Annotated in this window: 27 protein-coding genes; 1 reads left to right on the top strand and 26 read right to left on the bottom strand. The window is 33.0% G+C overall.

The features are described from left to right. From ABW636_RS14210 to ABW636_RS14175, 8 genes are all read right to left on the bottom strand, one after another. Complete coding sequence (locus tag ABW636_RS14210) at positions 1 to 408, bottom strand: hypothetical protein (protein WP_367590727.1); 408 nt, start codon at positions 406 to 408, stop codon at positions 1 to 3. Between the two features lie 93 nt (positions 409 to 501). Next, complete coding sequence (locus ABW636_RS14205) at positions 502 to 855, bottom strand: hypothetical protein (RefSeq protein WP_367590726.1); 354 nt, start codon at positions 853 to 855, stop codon at positions 502 to 504. 13 nt (positions 856 to 868) lie between these two features. Continuing rightward, entirely contained in the window at positions 869 to 1,219 is a 351-nt protein-coding gene (locus ABW636_RS14200; protein ID WP_367590725.1) for a hypothetical protein, read from the bottom strand. A 66-nt stretch (positions 1,220 to 1,285) separates the two neighbouring features. Beyond that, positions 1,286 to 3,976 carry a hypothetical protein gene (locus ABW636_RS14195; protein ID WP_367590724.1) on the bottom strand — a complete coding sequence of 897 codons (2,691 nt, stop codon included), beginning with the start codon at positions 3,974 to 3,976 and terminating at the stop codon, positions 1,286 to 1,288. Positions 3,977 to 4,006: 30 nt separating this feature from the next. Further along, complete coding sequence (locus ABW636_RS14190) at positions 4,007 to 5,509, bottom strand: T9SS type A sorting domain-containing protein (protein WP_367590723.1); 1,503 nt, start codon at positions 5,507 to 5,509, stop codon at positions 4,007 to 4,009. A 214-nt stretch (positions 5,510 to 5,723) separates the two neighbouring features. Then, on the bottom strand, positions 5,724 to 5,912 hold the full coding sequence (locus ABW636_RS14185) for a hypothetical protein (RefSeq protein WP_367590722.1): 189 nt from the start codon (positions 5,910 to 5,912) through the stop codon (positions 5,724 to 5,726). A 172-nt stretch (positions 5,913 to 6,084) separates the two neighbouring features. Next, a complete protein-coding gene (locus tag ABW636_RS14180; protein ID WP_367590721.1) occupies positions 6,085 to 6,390 on the bottom strand; it encodes a hypothetical protein in 306 nt (101 codons plus the stop codon). A 36-nt stretch (positions 6,391 to 6,426) separates the two neighbouring features. Next, positions 6,427 to 6,636 (bottom strand): hypothetical protein, encoded by a 210-nt coding sequence (locus ABW636_RS14175; protein WP_367590720.1) that lies wholly within the window; start codon positions 6,634 to 6,636, stop codon positions 6,427 to 6,429. Positions 6,637 to 6,951: 315 nt separating this feature from the next. Between ABW636_RS14175 and ABW636_RS14170 the strand changes: the two genes are divergently transcribed. Then, complete coding sequence (locus ABW636_RS14170) at positions 6,952 to 7,317, top strand: hypothetical protein (RefSeq protein WP_367590719.1); 366 nt, start codon at positions 6,952 to 6,954, stop codon at positions 7,315 to 7,317. Here the strand turns inward: ABW636_RS14170 and ABW636_RS14165 are convergent. From ABW636_RS14165 to ABW636_RS14080, 18 genes are all read right to left on the bottom strand, one after another. Beyond that, positions 7,314 to 7,535 (bottom strand): hypothetical protein, encoded by a 222-nt coding sequence (locus ABW636_RS14165; RefSeq protein WP_367590718.1) that lies wholly within the window; start codon positions 7,533 to 7,535, stop codon positions 7,314 to 7,316. The genes ABW636_RS14170 and ABW636_RS14165 overlap by 4 nt on opposite strands. A 2-nt stretch (positions 7,536 to 7,537) precedes the next feature. Then, complete coding sequence (locus ABW636_RS14160) at positions 7,538 to 8,254, bottom strand: hypothetical protein (RefSeq protein ID WP_367590717.1); 717 nt, start codon at positions 8,252 to 8,254, stop codon at positions 7,538 to 7,540. Then, on the bottom strand, positions 8,205 to 8,357 hold the full coding sequence (locus ABW636_RS14155; RefSeq protein ID WP_367590716.1) for a hypothetical protein: 153 nt from the start codon (positions 8,355 to 8,357) through the stop codon (positions 8,205 to 8,207). Before ABW636_RS14155 ends, ABW636_RS14160 begins: the two co-directional genes overlap by 50 nt. 325 nt (positions 8,358 to 8,682) lie before the next feature. After that, positions 8,683 to 9,279 (bottom strand): M15 family metallopeptidase, encoded by a 597-nt coding sequence (locus tag ABW636_RS14150; protein WP_367590715.1) that lies wholly within the window; start codon positions 9,277 to 9,279, stop codon positions 8,683 to 8,685. 4 nt (positions 9,280 to 9,283) lie between these two features. Beyond that, positions 9,284 to 9,694: a hypothetical protein gene (locus ABW636_RS14145; RefSeq protein WP_367590714.1), complete on the bottom strand. Its 411-nt coding sequence runs from the start codon at positions 9,692 to 9,694 to the stop codon at positions 9,284 to 9,286. Between the two features lie 37 nt (positions 9,695 to 9,731). Further along, positions 9,732 to 9,983, bottom strand: coding sequence for a hypothetical protein (locus ABW636_RS14140; protein WP_367590713.1), 252 nt, complete (start codon positions 9,981 to 9,983; stop codon positions 9,732 to 9,734). Then, positions 9,976 to 10,854, bottom strand: coding sequence for a hypothetical protein (locus ABW636_RS14135; protein ID WP_367590712.1), 879 nt, complete (start codon positions 10,852 to 10,854; stop codon positions 9,976 to 9,978). The genes ABW636_RS14140 and ABW636_RS14135 overlap by 8 nt, the downstream gene beginning before the upstream one ends. Beyond that, entirely contained in the window at positions 10,855 to 11,181 is a 327-nt protein-coding gene (locus ABW636_RS14130; protein ID WP_367590711.1) for a hypothetical protein, read from the bottom strand. It abuts the gene before it with no gap. After that, on the bottom strand, positions 11,171 to 11,509 hold the full coding sequence (locus tag ABW636_RS14125) for a hypothetical protein (RefSeq protein WP_367590710.1): 339 nt from the start codon (positions 11,507 to 11,509) through the stop codon (positions 11,171 to 11,173). The genes ABW636_RS14130 and ABW636_RS14125 overlap by 11 nt, the downstream gene beginning before the upstream one ends. Then, complete coding sequence (locus tag ABW636_RS14120) at positions 11,502 to 11,858, bottom strand: hypothetical protein (RefSeq protein WP_367590709.1); 357 nt, start codon at positions 11,856 to 11,858, stop codon at positions 11,502 to 11,504. Before ABW636_RS14120 ends, ABW636_RS14125 begins: the two co-directional genes overlap by 8 nt. Beyond that, positions 11,855 to 12,163, bottom strand: a complete 309-nt coding sequence (locus ABW636_RS14115) for a hypothetical protein (protein WP_367590708.1) — start codon at positions 12,161 to 12,163, stop codon at positions 11,855 to 11,857. The genes ABW636_RS14120 and ABW636_RS14115 overlap by 4 nt, the downstream gene beginning before the upstream one ends. A gap of 65 nt (positions 12,164 to 12,228) precedes the next feature. After that, a complete protein-coding gene (locus tag ABW636_RS14110) occupies positions 12,229 to 12,972 on the bottom strand; it encodes a hypothetical protein (RefSeq protein ID WP_367590707.1) in 744 nt (247 codons plus the stop codon). Between the two features lie 33 nt (positions 12,973 to 13,005). Continuing rightward, positions 13,006 to 16,197: an LPD1 domain-containing protein gene (locus ABW636_RS14105; RefSeq protein WP_367590706.1), complete on the bottom strand. Its 3,192-nt coding sequence runs from the start codon at positions 16,195 to 16,197 to the stop codon at positions 13,006 to 13,008. Then, the gene (locus ABW636_RS14100; protein WP_367590705.1) at positions 16,194 to 16,484 is read right to left on the bottom strand and encodes a hypothetical protein; all 291 of its coding nucleotides are present in this window, start codon (positions 16,482 to 16,484) and stop codon (positions 16,194 to 16,196) included. Before ABW636_RS14100 ends, ABW636_RS14105 begins: the two co-directional genes overlap by 4 nt. A gap of 3 nt (positions 16,485 to 16,487) precedes the next feature. Then, positions 16,488 to 16,976: a hypothetical protein gene (locus tag ABW636_RS14095; RefSeq protein WP_367590704.1), complete on the bottom strand. Its 489-nt coding sequence runs from the start codon at positions 16,974 to 16,976 to the stop codon at positions 16,488 to 16,490. An 813-nt stretch (positions 16,977 to 17,789) separates the two neighbouring features. Beyond that, complete coding sequence (locus tag ABW636_RS14090) at positions 17,790 to 18,551, bottom strand: hypothetical protein (RefSeq protein WP_367590703.1); 762 nt, start codon at positions 18,549 to 18,551, stop codon at positions 17,790 to 17,792. Between the two features lie 255 nt (positions 18,552 to 18,806). Beyond that, positions 18,807 to 19,169 (bottom strand): hypothetical protein, encoded by a 363-nt coding sequence (locus ABW636_RS14085; RefSeq protein ID WP_367590702.1) that lies wholly within the window; start codon positions 19,167 to 19,169, stop codon positions 18,807 to 18,809. Beyond that, on the bottom strand, positions 19,166 to 19,702 hold the full coding sequence (locus tag ABW636_RS14080) for a hypothetical protein (RefSeq protein ID WP_367590701.1): 537 nt from the start codon (positions 19,700 to 19,702) through the stop codon (positions 19,166 to 19,168). The genes ABW636_RS14085 and ABW636_RS14080 overlap by 4 nt, the downstream gene beginning before the upstream one ends. Positions 19,703 to 19,907 lie beyond the last annotated feature (205 nt).

The raw sequence follows: 19,907 nt of genomic DNA, 5'->3' as shown, positions 1-19,907 counted from the left end.
CTATTTTTTTGATAATGAATTAATCTTTTCCCAAAGGTCGTATGACTCAAAAAATTCATCATGTAAAAAGTCATAACTCTCATCAAAATCATCTGGCATATCAACCAATATAAAATCTGATTTTTTACCAAACTCTTCTTTAGGTTCAGAGGTGCCATCAATTATGCTCAAAAATCTTAAAAATGAATCATCAAGGTTTCTTGTCAATACTTTTTTAATAATATTTTGTAAAAGCTTAGAGTTTTTTAAAGAGCTTATGTATTGCTCTTCTTCATCCGTTAAAACAAAATAATCCAGTGAGTTCTTTTCTTTATTATCAAATTTTTGGATAGTAAATACAATAGAATCATTTATTATTTGATGTATTTCTAATAAAATTGCATGCTTATTTTCTTCTGATAATTTCATTAGATTTTTATATTTTAAAGTTCTTCATTTACATTTCAAAACTCACTTAAATGTATTTTATATACAAATATTCAAACCCTTTTAAGCCAATTTCTATAGATACTGTTTAGGATTTTTTTCCCATTCTCTAATTACTATTTTAGCTTTCCAAGATCTTTTAGGGTCATTCATACTAACTATATCTTTCAAAACATTTATACATATATCACTATAATGTGGTAATAAAGCTACTGCTATTTTTTGTCTTATTCCAATATCATCGTCTTTCAAAAGTGGAATTAAAGAATCCAAAGCACCTTTCTCTTTCAAATATTCATAGGCAGGAGTTATTTTGTTTTTAACAATTTGATTATTTGTTTTAACATCTCCTACTTTCATTGCTTTTTCACACATTTTATAACCTTCTAATATAACCGATTTAGCATCGTTGACATTTTTAAAATTCATAAAACGAAACTATTTAATCAAACTTTAATGGTTCACCTGTCCACTCACTTATAATAACACGAGCATTAAATGAACAATGAGGGATATTTTTGTTTTCTATTTCCCGAAGTACTTTTATTGCTATTTCTTCATAAACGGGTAATAAAAATTGGGCAATCCAAACTAAAACTTCATCATTATCATGATTTAATAAGGCTTTCAATTCTTCTAACCCATAATTTTTTTCGATATAGTTTTTAATCTTCCAAATCTTGTCGGAGTTTTTATTAACTGTTTTTACATCTCCTTGTTTATTTGCTCTAATATGCATTAAAATACAATTTATCAGCATGAGTTTTGCTTCTCTTATATCCTTAAATTTCATACTTTTTAAGTTTAAATATCAACCCTCCTAGTTAGAGGGTTGATATTTCAAATTGTTTTCGTAAATCTAATCAATTATCCCTGTAACTCCATCCCAACCATTTTCTTTTAATATTTTAATCCCATAATCGTATTGAAACTGGAAACTTTTATCAGCCAACCATTCTCTAACGGTTTTACCTTGCGTAAAGTTAGGTTTTGAGTTATAATGCCCAGTCACTCTTTTATGTAAACTTCCTGCTTCTACACCCGGAATATCAATTATATTTTTAGTGTTATGAATATTTGTTTTTCCAAATTTTATCTCATTTTTGCTTTGAAAACCACCTCTTTCAACAATATGATGTAACTCATTGCCTGGAGAAGCATTTCCTTCTGCTTTTTGAAAAGCTCTATAAGATTTATGTCCTCGTCCACCAGCTAATGTTGTCTCAGCTATTTGTTTTAATTTATTTAGATGTGCTTTCAATGCTGCTTTTGTTATCTTTCCACCGCCATTGATTGCTAAGTAAGCACCACCACCCTTTGAAGGTGAAATAATTGTAACAACATCTAATAAATTAAACCCTAAATCAATAAAGTTTTGCCCTAATCCTATTTCATGTAAAATAGCAAATTCTGAGTTATCATATCTAATAGAGTATAAATCCCCTAGTACTTCGTCTGTTATATCTGAAGGCACATCAATTCCTTTCATTTTAAATACTTTTCTAACAAACCTACCTTCAAACTTATCCGTAACCCAAAACTCATAAGAAGCTAAGAGCATACTTTTTAATGCATCACTTCCAGCATGAAAAAGATCAGCACCAAAAGCTAAAATTAATTCTGGATCAGGAGAGGGGTTCCAAGGTTCTTCACAACAAGTAACAATTGATCCTTCAATATTGGGGATAGCATTTGGATTTAAATAAGAGCCTACGTCAAAAACAGTATTAGTATTTAACGAAGTAAGTAAATCATTTATCATTTGTACGGATATTGAACTTGAATTATTTTCTATCCCAAATTGAGTGATGGCGTTTATCAAAGGTTTTACTTTGCTATTCTCTTTATCTTCTATAAATTTTGTAAGGTTAGAAGTAATACTGCTATTATCTTTGAATAGATCAACCTGCCCTTGTGTTAAATTGAATTCATCTCTCAAATCCCGAACTCTCACCAGATGCCAGTACTTTTCGTAATCAAAACTAAAAAAGCTTTTAACTGCTTCTTTGGTTAACTCATCCCCTTGTAAAAACTGCGGAAAAAAGATTCTATCTCTTGATACCATAAAGCCTGTATCCCCAGTATAGAGAATTTCTATATCATACCGACCTAAATTATTAATATCAAAAACTCTAAATTTAAATTGAGAAAAAGCATTTTCTGCGGTAATATAGCTTGAAAGATCATACCCATTATCTTTTACCATATCCAGATAGAAACCTCCTATAAAAGCTCTTTGCTGTTTAGTAGTCGTTTCGAACCGTAGTTGCCTTAAAATATTAGGTAATCCATGGTATTTCCTTGTTCTTCCGCCGTTATGATGATGAAAATTTACTAAACGTGTTTGGTAATTCTCATTATGAAAATCCATAGTAAACAAAGAACCATTATCTAGGCTAAAGTCATATTTATTGAATGGAAAGTTCTTTGCTTTATCTGCAAAACTTTCTATAACATCCTTATACAAGTCCATTGATTCTTGCGAGAAAGTATGGTATTTTATATAATTATTAGATTCAAGCTTGATTTCAGCATTATCTGGTTTATTAATGAAATCATATACATTATCCCCCATTTGTGCATAAGCATAGTTTAAAACAGCAGTATCACCAGACACATTGGGAATAGTAGGGATTGCACCTGCTACACCTATATTCTCTGCTATATTTAATGTAGCAGATTGATATCTTGGAAGTTGGTAATCCAGTACCGCAGGGGGAAAATGATCTTGCCTAAAAGGGAAGGTGTTTACAATGTTTCCTTTAGACCAATTATCCCATATCATGTACTTGATCATTAACTTTACCTTGTCTAAATGACCATTATCGTTATAATGATTCATATACTCATTTACAACATGATCTTCTAATACTGTAGGATTGTTTTTTAGTTTATCAAGCCCATCTTTGATCTTTGAGCGTAAACTAGCTAAATTCGAGTTACCTGTTTCAAAACTATTGGTTTGTTTTAATCTATCATTCACCGTCCATGCATTCATATCTTTGATGAACATTGGTTTTGACGTATAGGGATTTGTAGCTGTTAGATCACCAAAGTCATATGTTGTACCAGAAGTTATTGCATCCAGAGCAACCCGTAGTGTTGCTTTTTCGTATGAATTTTTGGTTCTTGATTTTGTTGTTTTATTAATCAAAGAATTGTTATGTTTTTGGGCTTCTTCTATTACATGCCTAGTGTTTTCACCTCCCATAAAACTTCTAAAAAATGCTCTTTGAGTGCCTTCATAAGAACCGTAGTGACCTGCTGAAACATTCAAACGGTTTTCCATTTCTTTCTGGATAGCCACTTCTTGTTCTCTTAACCACTTTTCTCTCCTTTCATGTTCTAAGCGTCCAAGTATCAAGTTGGCTCTATCCATATCACTCTGAGTAAAACAAACACAAATGTTACCATCTAAAAGGCTATTCTTAGATTCACAATCAATGCATGCTTCTTTACCATCTTTTGAGTATTGATAGATTTGTGAGTATGTACTATTTGATAATAGGCACAGTAGTACCATTATCAGTATTTTATTTACTGTATTCATGTTATTTTTATTTATGTGTAAAGAGTTGGTTTAAAGTTTGATTACGGTTTTGCTATATGGCGATTCGTTGATAGTCATTTGTATGACATAAGTACCACTGGGTAGTGAAGAACTATCTACATGTAGTATTTGTTCTCCTTTAGTCAACCTTTTTTGAACTGGTAAGCTTAGTTTTTGTTTCCCATAAAAATCATAAATAGCTACTTGGACATCAGCAGTTTCATTTAGACTGTAAGCAATGCTAAAATTATCACCAATTGGGTTGGGGGATATTACTGCAAAATCCTTGTCAAGCTTTTGATCAGAAAAAGATGTACTCACTATCGAATTACCAAACTCTAATGATTTATTTAAAGATGTATTAGGTCGTAAAATCATTCTTAGATACTGAATAGGTTCGCCCCATTCTACAATAGAAGCCTTCCATTCCTTAGCTATATAAACTAACTTTTGGTTTATTTCAAATTCTTTTAATTGAATATGATCAATTTTATAAGTGATACGATCTTTATCTGGATGATCTTTATATAATCGTTTTAAAGGAAATGTTAAATTATCAAAGTAAATTTGATGGTTTTTTAATTCTCCAACTCCATTAAATATATTTCCATCAATAGTCAATTGATATTGTACATTTTTAGCATAGTTGGTAGTCTCTTCAATATCTAATTTTAAGGTAAAAGGCACATTACGTCTTACAAAACTACCTGACCAATCAAACTCTATAAAATTACCTTGATGTGTCGTATTTAATTTATTAAAATCAGAAATATTATTAACTGGATGTTGATTGATACCATAGCGTACAGCAGCATATTCTTCTGCCGGTAGTGTTATCCAATCATTATTTTGACTTTGTAAATGTTCTGACAAAATTTGACTGTTTAAAATGTCATTTTCTGTTAACATTTTAAGTCCTTTTTCTTTATCTTGAGGAAAACGAGGTGCTAATCCGAAATAATGAATTACAGCTAACCAATGTTTTGCCATTGGATGATTACTGTGTTCAAAAGCAGATTTGGCACTTAGATAATTTCGTCGATTAAGCGTACTTGTACTAAATCCTTTCATTCTAAAATATCCTTCAACATAATTCACCACATCTTTATTAAAACCTTGTCTTCCGGCTTTAGAGATATAATTTATTGCATTTTTATAATCAGAATTCCTCTGACCAAATCTAAATGCATGTTCGTAATATAACATACCTATTTTAAAAGAAGCACGACCAGAACCACTTGCAGAAGCCGAGTTCATTAAATTATAACCTTCATATTCAGTTTCACTTGATAAATTAAACTTTAACCATCCCAGAGCGTATAATGCATCTAGGTTATCCTTGGTTGCACAAGGTTCTATATAAGTGATCATTTGATCAATATGCTCTGGAGAAAAGTTTTCTATATCCGATTCAAAATCTAATATGACCTTGGCTTTTTCTTCGCAAGTCATTTCGATAAGGTCTTGTGACCAACTAAAGTGTGTTAAAAATAGGGCAATACTGATCACCCCCAAGAAATTTGGTGTTTTCATTTTTTGTGTTTTAAGAATTAATATTTATTCGTTAGCTAACTGATTACAATAGTAGAGAATGGTAGTTTCATTTTTTAAAACTCGCGTTAACATTTCTTCTGTATTTTGTTAATCTTTGACTAAAAAATCTTAAAAAAAATAGCCATCGCTCTAAAATTGTAGCTCTATATGTATTAGTGTTATACAAATTCGAATTGTACTTGTTTACATAGTTTTATTTTAATGACGAAAACCCTAATTCTTTACTTTTAAGATATAGTGCAAGTATTTTACCATAGAGTACTATGGCACTGGGATCGTCATAACTAAGTTTTAGCATAAAATCGTTGGCATCGATGTCTAACTCGTGCAAAATATTGTGAAGTATATGCAGAGGAACAGCATTACTATAATCTATGGGCATTTTATATACTGGTTTTAAAAAATTAAAAGAATACAGGAGCAATCGAACTAGTTGGGGTAATTTAACACAAACTCAATTTTTACTTTGACAAATGATTACTCCCATATTCTTAATGACTATGTTGTACTACGAAATAGGTGTATTAGTAAGAGTATGGGGCGAAATGAAGTAGTTAAGATGCCCTATTTATCTCTAGATATTCAAGTAGTATACGATCAATAAAATCATTGTTTTTTTTTGGAATTGTAATAATATCCTTTCCTTTAAAATAAAGTATATGACGTGCAGTATAAATACGATCAATACTATCTTGTACAGATTTGCCTTCATGGTATAATTGATGAATCCAAGAGTACATTTTTGTATCATAGGGTACATTGTTCGCTACTCTCGTAAAAAAAAGTATGGGGTCTAAATGAAATGCTTTTAATATTTGAATATAAAAGTCATAATACTGTTGGTCTTTTTTAATATTCATGGTTTTAAGGTTTTAGTAATTACTTTATAGAGATATTCAAAGTCTCATCTTTTTTAAATATGTATATAATTGTAAGATTCTTTCATCATCGATTTTTCTTCCTTTTTTAGTAAACTTCTGAATTGTTCCTATTGGAAAAGAAAGTTCTTTTTCAATGCTTCTAATCCTTAATCGATGTTTAAATTTTTTCAAATATCTTTCTACTTTCCCTCTTTTATAATCTATTCGTTGGTTGTTGTTTTCCATGATTATTAATGGATAAAAAAGAATAAAATAAGCGAAGCTCGAACATTTGCCGAGTGGGGAATCTTCAGTATTCTTTATTGGTTAGCTATTATGTTTATTAAAAAATTAAATAATCTCGTTCTCAATTTATAATAGGGTTTTACATTTTCTACTTTCTAAAAAAAATCTCAAACTTTAATTCGTTGTCTTCTCTAAAAACATTTTAATATATATTTGTTTAGTAAGGGAACGACAAAGGAACAAATTTACCCAAATATAATACATTTGTTCCTTTTTAGGAAATTTTTTTCCTTTTATTTAAAAAAATAATTTTACATGGATTTTTACTTTAGACTTGGTAAGCTTAAAAAAGAGAAAAACTACACCTATGAAATTCTTGGAAAGAATATTGGTATGTCTAAAGATGCATTCAAGCAGGCTTTCTATAGAAAAAGTTTGAGTGATTTAGAAAAAAGAGAGCTGAATAAAGTCTATGATTTAAAATGCCCCGAGTATGTTATCCAGTATGATGATGAAATTCTACATAATAAAATAAAGGAATTTTCATCTTTTTTTGTTCAATATGAAGGGGAATGTTTACAAGACCCAACAATCAATAATATTATTGAAAAACGTGTTGCAAAAAGACTTGTGGAAATAACAAGAAATGAGGAAGAGATTAAAAAGTTTTTGAATAGTTAGATTTCTATTTTAATGAGATTATTATAGTAACTGGTTGCAATCGAATAATCATCATCAAAGATATTAGCAATTAATTCTTTAATTTTTAACTTCTCTGTTTTTATTTCTTCTTCCAATAAAATATTAATCTCATTTTCTAAGTGTTCGAACATTTTGGGGCTTAAAAATTCTTTTTCTTTAGATTCTCTAATTATATCTTTTCCGTCAGTCCTATTCATTATTATTTTTTTACAGATTCTCTATTTACCTCCTTTAATTCCTTTAGTGCGTCAATCAAGTATTCTTTTTTGTCGTCTTTTTTTACATACTTATAATAAACATCATAGGATAAATACTTAGTTAAACGTCTTATCTTTTCCTTAAGTTCATCAAGTGTATAAACTTCTCTTCTAACCCATTTTATATAGCAGTAGATACCAACATTTATAACGATTGAACCAACTATTAAAAGAATATAGTATTTTCTATAAGAAAAATCATTTCTGGGGTACAAAGCATAGATGCAAAACCAAACCGAAACAAAAGCAAAAAAAGATAGTACAATACGTACAGTTCTTCTGTAGTATTTACTATCTTTTTCTTTGTTTTTATAAACCCAAAAGCAGAAAAGTGTTAAGGCTGCTAAACAAAAATAGGGGGAACCTCCATATATAAATCGTTGCCAATTACTCCACCCAAATACTTTATTTATTACCTCGCTTTCTACTTTTTGAATATTGGAAATTTTACCGTTCTTGACATTAATCTCTATGCCATCAAAACTATTTATTCCTTCTCTTAATGTAACATCACTATAAGAATATTTATAATCAATCTTACTTGAAAGAAATGTATGTGTTAATGGTGTGAAAGAAATGGCACAAAATACAAACGCTATTAAATAATAATTAACGTAGTTCGATTTCTCCTTTACCCGTTGAAAAAGTCTCTTCATCATTTAATCCTTGTTCTTCCTCTACAGAAGGGGCTGTACAGGAGGTTACAGTTGTAAGTGATAAAAATATGAAAGAAATTAAGAATAATGTTTTTAAATAATTCATCTGTAAAAAAAATTAGTTTTGTTAAATTAATAATGCTATATAATCAATTGATTTACAGATAAAAGTAAAATGATATTTTCAAATAAACATTACTGTTTTTTTTCTTTTTTTAGGCTACTTTTGCAGCATTTTAGGTGAGTTTTTACATGTTTGTACAAGTATTTTTATCCTGTTTTTTTGTGAAAATTCTTATTTGAGAACTTTATCTTATAAAAACAAAAGAAAAACAGCTCTATTTAACTGTTAATCAATATGTTAAAACAACATTTGACGTGTGGTTTTTCCGTAAAAAACTTTATGGAAATCCGTAAATAAAATTTAACTTCTAGATTAAGATATATTTTCCCTCCCTCTCACCAGATCGATACAATTTTGCCAGTTCTGTATGGTGTTTTCCAAATCGCATTTGAAAGTGTGGTTTATCTATAAATTTCCAATCTCCGCCCCATTCAAAACCCAATGATTTACCAATGTCAGCAATTCGTTTCCAGTTGGGGTTGTTCCAGATCGCCTTACCGTTCTTTATTTCGACAACATCTAATGCCAAACCGTAGTTATGGTAACTTTGCCCTGCTTTGGCATTCGTTACTCGTTTACCTGGAGAGATCCTTCCTTTGTTATACAGCTCTGTCTGTTCTTCCCATGTTCTAAAACCAGAAGTAACGCGTAGTTTGATTCCTAGCTCTTTTTCTGCTCGTATAATAAATTCCTTTGCTTTGGCTCTTATTTTGGGATGTAGGGTGTTTATTCGTCTATCGGTATAGATATCCCATGTTTTCATTTTAAGGTAATTTATGGCATCTGTAGTAATTGCTTTTATCGCTTTTCGTTTTCTAAATAAAATAACCGCAACAACAATTGCTACGGTTAGTATCATGACAACTTTGCCAGTGGTGTTAGGTTTAAAACTTATTCTCATCATGTTATTAGGTTACTATGTTCCACCAGTTCTGAAAATCGGACGCGCTTAACTCTTTACGCATCCTATCTGATAGGGATTCATTAAACTTTAATTTATAGGCATCTGCTACCTGTTGTAACTTGCCTTTGGTTTGGTGCGCCAAAGCTTTGATTTCGTCCTCACTTGTACCATCAAAATTGATCATCCACTTAATACCCGATCTATTAACCGCAGCCCTATACTGGTGTGCTAATTGATTGATACTATTGCCCTCGTTTTTATCAAACTTTCGTTCTCGATACCTACGAATTGCCTTAGCTATTTTTTTTTTGAATACCCAATAAAGGATAAGTAGTACGATGGCTATTTGTACATTTCTGTTTGAGAAAAATTTTCTTGCTCCATTGGCTATATTGGCTACTAATAAGGGGTTCATAGTATGAGGTATTTGAGATTTTTAATTAGGTTATTGGTTAATCACTAAAACGCTCGAAAGCTTTTTTAGCAATGACCATATAATCGGTGATGGTTAACTCCTGTCCTTCTTCAGGAACAACTTCTTTAACAAACTCAACAATTTCTGGATTGTCCACTATAACATCTACAGAGCTTATAAAATCTTCATGCTCTAAATGGTCTTGTAAGTCCTGAAATGCTTGTAGTTTTTCGGTTAATTGTTCTTTGTCGTTCGCTTTTACTTCGATGGTTACTTTATAATTATTCATGCTCTTGTGTGATTTGTGGTATGGTTTCTTCTTGTAGTTCTGGTGTTTCCTGTTCTTTTAGAAAATTATCCTCATATATATTGGTGTCTGGCTCGGTTTCCGCTTCATCGGCGAACTCAAAGCTTACCTTTTTTCGCTCTCTTTTGGGTGTCTCTGTTTTTCCTAATGTGGCTTTAGTTTCCGTAGATGTTCCCAACCATTGCTTTACCAGTCCACCCAATACATTAGGTATATGTTTTGCATACCCTTTTATATTCTCGCTCATTTCTTTGTCACGTTCTTCCAAAATAGTTTCTCTAGCGATCAAGTCTTGTTCTCGCTCTGCAATCCTGTTTTCGCGCTCCTGTAACATCATTTCTTTAAACTTTAGGGTTTGCTCTGCCAGTTTATTATGTAAATCGGCTTGGTAACGCTGTTCTTTGAGTTCCCCCTCTTTTCGTAATCCTTCCAGTTGTAACTCCATTTCCTGACGCATCATATCGCTAGGGGATTCGATAATCGGAGTTTCAATTGTTGGTGTACTTAGATTGATATTTACATTTCCGTTTTTATCCAACTTATGAGGTACACCATTGATTTTGATGGTTTCCTCTTCCTCCGGCTCTATCCATTCGATCGCTTCATTTATACGTATAAAAATGGGTGTGTTCTGTCTACTGGACTGCTCATTGGTACCAAACTTTACCTGTACTTCGGCATCTACATTGTCGGTAATGATTTTGTCTAAAAGGTCGGCAAAACTCCTTCCTTCTTGGGCATCTTCTGACGAGGTAATGGTAACCCCGTTCTCATCTTTGATCGACCAATACTTATATCTGGCAATCTTCTTTTTGGCTAAATCGGGTGCTATATAGTTTTTAACTTTCTTCATTTAGTAATGGATTCTTAAAAGTTGTACAAAAAAGTTTTGGTTCTGTGCTTTGATCTTTACCGTACCAATGGCACGAATAATAGTATTGTTACACCCCTTATACGTATTCTCCGGTGTGAATTGTAGTATCTGTGTAGGGGTAGTAATTTCTATATTAAAATCTGCATCCCCACAATGAAAAAAATGTAAGTATACCACTTCATTTACTGCCACTTTGATCTCGTTTGGATTGTGTACCACTTCATCATGTTTGTATTGAGGTTCTACACCTTTTTTCATTTCATCGGTAGCCACCAAGTGACATAACAGAGTATCATTACTTTTCATCGGCTGTGAGTAGGTATAGGTTTACAGTTTTTGTTTGATTGTCTATGTTTTTAATATTTCCCCGAATAATGGAACAGTCTTTTAATTCCTGTTCCCATGTAATGATACGTTTGGCAGGCGGAAGCTCCAAAGCATTCGTAACAAGGGTGGCAAGGCTATCGATTTCAAGCTCGGTTTCATTATAAAAACTTACCGATATCTCGGTATGATTGCTATGCAATACCCCTGTAATCTTCTTACCCTTGCTTTTGATTTTATACTGAAAAGCTTTACGCTCTTGTGGGGCTAATGAACCCGTAAAAAGTATGGTCATTTTTGATTTACTCATTGCTTAATTCTAGGTATATTTTAAGGGTATAGGGATAGCGTATCACTTCTTTGGGGCTATCCTGAAAATCAATTTCGATCTTAGCTCCGTTAGCAATTTCCTGTAATGGAAAAAAACGGTCTTTGGGGGCTACTCCGGCATTACTTTGTAAAAAAGCAACATCAAAGTTTTTGGGCAACACCTCGTTACCATCTATAGTGCAAGAGCGTAGGTTATGCGAGTCACCTATATGATGTAACACAGCAATTCCTGTAAGGTATTTGTAATTCTGGTCAATATCTTCGGAAATACGCACCACACTATTAGCGGCAGTAATTTCCTTTTCTATGAGCTGTATTTTCTTTTTCATGTATAAATAGGCTCTGATGGATTCGTAGTATCCCCTACAGGTGTAGGTGTAGGGTCTTGGTTATCATTATTAACCTCCCAACAGGAAGTTGCCCCATGAATAAAAATGCCATAGGCTAGGATGCCGGTTTCTGTAGTGCGTATTTTAGAAGGTAATAGCTCCCGTTCTTCTTCGGATAAATGGATAATAGAACTTATCACACTTTCACAGGTTTGTTTACCTTCTTGAAGGTTTGCGATGGTACTATCTTTTTGCTCTAATAATGAAATTAGTTCTTGTTGAGTTAGGTTTGTATAATCTGACATGGTAAATTGTTATAAGGTTAAAACACTGCAACCTTATTGATTGCAGTGTATAGATGATTGATGAATTAATGACCATATACAGAAGTACCTTCTAAGAATATTTTTACATATCCCTGTACTTCTTTAGGTAGATTGATATTAAACTCGATCGGCGTTTGTGGGGCGATATTTTTAGGGTTATTCAGCACATACAGTCCAAAAGGTTTCCCTGTATTGTACCCGTAAAATCCATCGAAAAACTTACGTATCGGTTGCTTTTCAAACACCTTTTGTCCGTTCAATTCCAATTCCCATTCTCCGTTTAACAGATCAGCAGGGAAAGGGTCGGTAAAACAACCGTCGATCTTCTCTTTATCAAATAACAATCGGATACCCGATAAGGTTAAGTAACGGTCTTTGTTTAGCTTACCGTTGTCGATATTGGTAATCCCAATGTTTTCGGGAGTACTTAATTTAATGAGTTCTGATCGCGTTCCTCGAAGCTCGGCAGTGGCATAGTATGGAGCATCAGAAATCTGAGCCGTTCCTTTGATTAGTGATCCTTGTATATGTCTGGGTAGTGTATGCAAACGGTCTAGAAAATGCCTTCTAAAACGGGAAGCTCCCATTTCATTTTTGACAGATTTGCGTATGTTGCGTTGTCTGCGTCTGCCCCTTCTTCTACGTCTACGGGCATGACCTAGACCGTCCAGATCATCGTCATCCATATCATCTTCATCATCGAAATCGTCCATATCATCGAAATCATCGAGTTCGCCTAAGCCTTCTAAAATAAGTTCGTCGTTTATATAATCGTCCATAGTGTCCATAATAGTTTTGGTTTTTAATTAATAATAAGATCATTATATCATTTTTGAAGCCCTTTTAAGTAAGGTGCTGTATTTGGTTTTTGGGTGTTTTTTCTGCAATTGTTTGGCTTTGGCATGCATTTGTTTTAAACGGTTAGTATTGCTACGCTTTCTTGTTTTTGCACGCCCTAAACTGGCAGACCCAATCGCCAAGGTTTTGGGTTTGCTTCTAGAAATTCGTCTGGTCGTCGTTCGCTTTGGGGCAGCTCCTAAAGCACGTTTGCGATTTCGGGCTCTAGTTCTAGCAGCTTTAACCCCAGCAAGCGAACGTTTCTTTTTCTTTTGTTGCTTTTGATACATCACTACTCCTACAATGATGATGATACCAGAGATACCACCTATGATGAATTTCTTTTTATGTCTTTTAAAAAAGGCGATGGCTTTATCTTTAAAACTTAGGTTAGCGGTTGGGATTCCAGATGGGTTTTGTGGTATCATATGTTGTTGGGGTATAAAAGAAGAATTTGTAGTTGGGTTAAAGGATGGGGGTTGTACAAAAGTGTCAGTATGCATCGTATTGTGATGGGTAGGGACTACCGGCATCGTAGTTGGTGTTGAAGTACTAGGCATTGTTTGTGGAACACTAACCCCTTGGTTGTTTTTCTTGCCTTTTATCTTATCCTTGATCTTTTTAAACAATCTAGCAGGATTGATAAACTTCAGTATCTTTTTCATAAACAGGATAAAAGGACTTGCCGCTGCCGTGGCAGTGGTAGTACTGGCTACTGCTCCTAATCGTAATCCTGTCTTTTTTGCAGCACGTCCCTTCACAATAGAGCGTCTTACGTATTTGGCTTTTCCGCCCAATCGGGTATAGAACTTCTCGGCTCTGTCTTTGGCACGTACAATCTTACGCCATTCATTAAGGTCTAAGCCTTTTTGTTTTGCCTGTGCTTCGGTAAGGTATCCGTAGATTAAACGGGAAGCTATTTTAAATAAATTGGTGCTTAGTACTAATCGTATGGCTGCTCTGGCTGCTACAGTTAAAGGGTTGATGGTTTTAATAAATTTCCACGCCTTTTTTAATCCTTTACCTACTTTTTTGGGGAGCTTCTTAATGCCTTTCCATGCTTTTTTAGCAACCTTTCTAAGTCCTCTTCCGATCCTCTTAAAAAAGCCACCTCTGCGTTTGCGTCTAGCTCTACGTCTTGCCCTTCTCCTTCTTCTACGGCTACGACCGTCTAATTCTCCTAGCTCAAAAACTTCTGAGGTTTCATCTTGATCGTCCTCAAAATCTTCATCTACATCAAAATCATCTATTCTACCAATATAAATTGGCTCGTCCAAAGGCTGATCGTCAAAACCTTGTAAACTCTCATCATCTAACTGCGATAAACCGTATTGTATGGCTTTATAAAAATTGATATAACTACTCCCTGAGTGAATAGCTTCTTGTAGGGCTGCATCTCTGGCGGTAGCATTACGCCATTTCTGTATAATAGTAGTTAGCAATGCTAATTCTCTAGGGATATTTAGCGTTTTACTATAAATTGTTACATTCTTTTGCTCTCTTAACAAGCCTAGTTTTGCTTTTTGTAATTCGGCTAAAAAACCACGTTCTATAAGTGCCAGAACATCATTTGTACCGTTTAACACAATTTCGGCTTCTTCTTCGGTAGCCACTTCACCAAAACCATGTAAAAAAGACCCCATAAAGTTGGGAGCTTCTTCGGTATCCTCATCAAAACCCGATAGTTCAAAAGGTTGGTTTAATTCGTCTTGTATGGCTTGGTGTTCTTCTTCGATAAGGGAATTGATAGCCGTATCAACACCCGATAATTCGTGTAATTCCATAGGGATGGTTTTTAAGTCAATAATAGGTTGGGCTTCATAGTTGAAATGGGGAATCTCTGGGACAACATCGAGGACAAAAGCATTGCCCGATGCATCAAAAGCAACGGGATAGATGTGTCCAAACTTGCCTTTTTGCTTATATGCCGTTACTCGGTATTCATGTCTGATACCAAGGTTTAAAAGCATAGCAGAAATAAGGATGGTATAATCGTCACAATCAATCCCGAAATTAGGATCTGTCAGTCCCTTGTTACCATCGACCAAACTACGGGCGGGGGTTCTAAGTTCTTCTATACCATTTTGATCTAGTTTGTAACGGGTATTTTCACGTAAATAATTCCAGATGTTTTCTGCCGTTGCTGCAACGGTATCCCCCTGTAGAGATTCTGCCAACGCTTTTACCTGTGGGGCATCCCTACGGGCAATACGTTGCATATTTTCTAAAGTATCGTTTAGACCCGCATTTTTTTTGAGGGTCTTTCTAAAACCTTCATAACCGGAAACCGTAACAATACCACTTAACGGTTTGCTTCTCTTTAACAGGTTAAATCCTCGTTTAATGATATTATCTAGGTGTCGTGAAGCTTCTAAAACCAGTTTGATATCTGGATATACTTTTCCTTTGTAAGAAGGTTTTACCAAAAATTGGTTTTTAATACCCTGCTCGTCTAGCTTATAATGGGTATACACTTCAAAGGTTCTGGCGAATACTTCGTTACGTTGATTCCAGTAATCGGTTTCTTTTTTTATATGTTGTAAAAAAGTAGTTTCATCACCATTCTTATTGTAATACAGGATATTAAACAGCTCTTCGAATTGCTTTTCAAAATAATTACCATGTTTGGCGATATACTCGTTATATCCTTTACGGGTGGTATCTCCACCAGAAACAAAAGGTTGTTTTTTCTGTCCGGTATGAAAGGAAATGAGGTTATCCAGAGCATGAGCAAACTCATGGGCTAGTGAACCTATCCCTTTAGTTTTGGTCAAATTAATTACCGAACGCGATAAAGGCTCATAATGTGCTTTGGCATTTCCTGTACCTCTTGCGCCTAATGCCAGTGATAGCTTTCCATTCAATCCAATTTGAACATGTTTTAAATCATAGAGCAAGGCTAAATGATGTAAAGACAAGGCAGAAGCATATAAAAAATTGGCTCTGTCCTGTTGGCTCATCCAGTTACCAAACTCGATGCTACGTAGGTTAAACTCTTTTAATGCCAGTTCGCTATCAAAAAGCCAATCGTTTGATATTCGGTCGTTGAACAGTTTTTTAAAATCCAGACTGATGCCTTGACGATCCCAATACCTGTCAATACCGCCACCTTGTACCACTTTTCCGGCATCTTCGATTTTTCCGATACTGTTGTATGTTTCATCTGGATAATTCATGAGTCTCGACGGTATTGGTTATGTAATTTGGAGAGTTGAGAAGATTGTACATTTACTTTGCTGTACAGTTCTTTTATATCGGTTTTAAGTTCTATGATATCGGTTTCGATACCTTTATCGATTTGTACCTGAATACCACTAATAAGAGTACGTAATTCTTGAGTGTATTCGGTAAGCTCTTTTAATAAGATTTTAAACTCGGTATGTACGGTACGTAAGAAGTAGCCAAGCATAGCAATTATGCCACTAAACAATACCGAAAAAATTAAAAAATAGGTTTCTTTCATATACTAAATAGTAATAGGTTCGTTAATGGGGATTTGGGTATTTTCAACTTCTACAAAGCCTTGTAATATGATGGGTAATCCATACTTACCCGAAGTGAGGTAATTCGCTGCAACGCTTGTAAGTCCTCCTATAGATCGTAAAGAGCTAATCACATTAGCAGCATTGATCCTAAAAGATAAAGGAAGTGTACTATTTTGATTAGGGGCAAGTGTAAAAGGATTTGCTAAGGGTGCGATCTGTTCGGCTAGTAACTGCCCGTCTCGGGTATAAGCATTTACTTTTATCTGGGAAATCATAAAAGTACTGCTACTAAAATTACCCAAAGACAGGACGATGTTACTAATAGGGGTAAAGGAAAAATTAAGTATGTGGAATTTCTGAACTCCTATTTTTAGGCGTTTGGCATGGCGCACCTTTCTATAGACACGCCACCCCTTAACGCTTGCAATGAAAACAACTAAAAAAAAGAAAAGAAATGTGACCTTTTTCATAGGTCAAAGATGTGACCTATATAGATAGTGGTTTCCTGAAAGTGTGAATATCGGGTATAAAGTGAGGGACGAAGAATGTTAAAGCTAAAAATTATGGTTTTCTTTCCAAAAAGGTGTTGCTTTTCCTGATATAATCTTATATCCTTTGCAAACTTGTAGGAAAATTTATAACTTCAATTAAAATTATCCCATTTATAGCCATATTAATAATAATTTTTAAATGGGAATCCCTGTATTCATAACCACTATTGTACTTATTGCAACTTTCTATATTCATCATATAAAAAAGAGGTTACGTGATCAAGATATTTATTTTATATGGTTCATTAACATGCTCACTGTATCCATTTTAGTTTTTACCATTTTGGAAAGTGTAAACCTAAACAAGGTTTCTATTGGTTTGTTAGGAGTGTTATTGGGAACATTTATCTTACGTGTATTACATAGAAAACATAAGCTAAGTCGAAAAGAAAGAATCTCAATAGTTTTTATTTGTATCTACATTATAATCATACTAACAATGCTTTGGTTTAGGTTGAAAAAGTAATTTTCTTTTTCTAAACATTTTTCTTTTTCTAAGCATTGATTAAAATAAGCCTTATTTAGACTGTTCTCTGCATGTTAAAGTATATAAAAAGCATAAAAATAGAGGATATTGTGTTTAATCCTTTGATCGAATTATTTGAATAATAAACAAAAATCAAAAAGATCAATATTGATAAAATCGAAATGATTAACAAAAATGAATTTTGTTTAATCCAGTTTGCAAATTTCATTGTTAATTGGTTTTCATATTCGTTACTTCTTTCATCTTTAAATCACTGTCAACAAATTATATAGTTCAACCCACCAATTGCTATTAAAAAAAGCATATAGAAATATAATTATTGAAAGTATAATAGGGAGTATTGCGTAAAGAAAGAGTTTATTCTTGATAACAAAACCTATAAAATTCGAAACTTTAATAAACATAATTTTTTGTTTATTTTTTGAAGCAAATAAATCTTTTTGCATAAAAGCAATCTTTGTCAACATCAGGTCATCAAAGTGTTTAACTATAGCTTCTATGATTTTTTTCTTTTTTACTATATCATGATTTAGATCAAGTAAAATTATTTGTTCTCGATCGATACGGTACGAAATAGTCCACATTGACGTGACAATATTATTTTCTCCTGTTTTAACTTCAACATTGTTCTCAAGCAAAATAGCCTTGTCCATAACTTGAAAATTTTCAATAGTACCACTTGATACCCTTGCACATATTTTCTTTATTGAAAATTCAATTTCATTGTAAATCCTTTGCTTGTTTTCCTCCAAATAAAAACGTCGATATCCGAAAACGAACTCTTTCCATTCTATTCTCATTTCTTGAAAGAATCTAATAGCATAATAGAAATACCCAATCCATATTACAGTATAAAATTGAGAACCACTAATATTAATAGAAATATTTAAAAGTTTAATATTCTCTATGTCTGGCTTAGTAAGAAATAAAAAGAAAACTAAAATATTAATAGCTAAAAAATTTTTTCTTACTGATTTAAAACTACCATCATCTTCAATTACATTCATTCATTTATTTTTTTGTTTTAATTCTGTAAAATAATTCTTCGGAAAGATTATTTAGCAAGGTTTAATGACACTCAACGCCAAATATATGAATTGGAGCAAGACAAGTATGCCTGAACCAATTGATCTATCAGCGCATTTCTATTTCTTATTAAGCATATAAAAGTTTAGCGCCATTGCAAAAAGGAAATGACCTTTTGATCTGGTACTAAAATTTGCTCTGATTTCATATATGATTTTGTTAGTAACTATGCTTTACTAGTCAGCTAGAAAATCCTCGAAAAATTCTGAAGCGCCTGATTGTCGATATTGTATTGATCCATATAAATCCGCCAAGGCTAGTTCTTCTGGGAATTCCCAACTCGCCTTTCCCGTGTCATCAATAAATTCCAATCTATAATGTGTAACCCAATCAAATTCTTCTTCATCGTAGTAATGACGGCTTTCGTATTTATATATTCTTATGTTTTTTTCTTTAACCTTTGAGACATATGAATTTCCAAGTAATCTTTCTAAACCTGTCAAAGAATCAATCGTAGTTCTCCAAGTTGACCATTCTATATCGCCAGATTTGGTTAAGTCGTTTAACTTTAATATTGTTTTTAATGATTGTCCACTCATGCTGATAATGATTTGTCTTTGTTTCTTTTAATATTTTCGATTTGACGTATTACCCCATAGAGTTTGGAATAGATTAGCCAATTGTCATCATAAGTAGTTTTATAAATCCGTTTTGGATGTTTAGTTAAAAAGCCCAAAAGATAGTTTTCATTCTGTTCTTTTTTTTCAAAGGGCTTCGTTAATCTACGTTTGATAAAGTAAATAAGAAACCTGCTTTTTAGACTTTCCCAAAATCCTAGTTTCGATTTCAAATCTTGTAGTTCAGATAAACAAACTCTCAATTCAGCTTTTATTAAATCACGATTTGTGTCATATTCGTCGTAGAGTCGATTTAGAGCAGATGCAGTTTTTTTAAGCGATTTTGAATGTTCTTTTATACGATTGTCAAAAATGTAACTAAGTTTAAGCCTTGTTAGTTCAGATTTCACAAAAAGAGCAACAATCAACGAAATTACCGTTATTCCGAAACCAACTATTTCAAGAACATTTGCCCAAGTATCAAGTTCCCAATTTGTAAATAATTTTTCTATCAATCTTTTTCGGTTATGACGAATGCCTCTTTTGCCTTGTTAGTAACTATATTTTCGATATTCAGAAAATATGGTCACCCTATTTTAATAGCTAAAATACAATCGATATTTAAAATTCCTTTTGTAGGAAATCATAAAAAAACACTAAATTTTATAAAGTATTAATTTTAAATATTTTGTAAGTGTTTTGACAGTTTTCTGCTCGATA

Origin of the sequence: Aquimarina discodermiae, from assembly GCF_040786235.1 — a bacterium.
Classification (GTDB): domain Bacteria; phylum Bacteroidota; class Bacteroidia; order Flavobacteriales; family Flavobacteriaceae; genus Aquimarina.
This window is presented reverse-complemented; position numbering and strand designations above follow the sequence as displayed.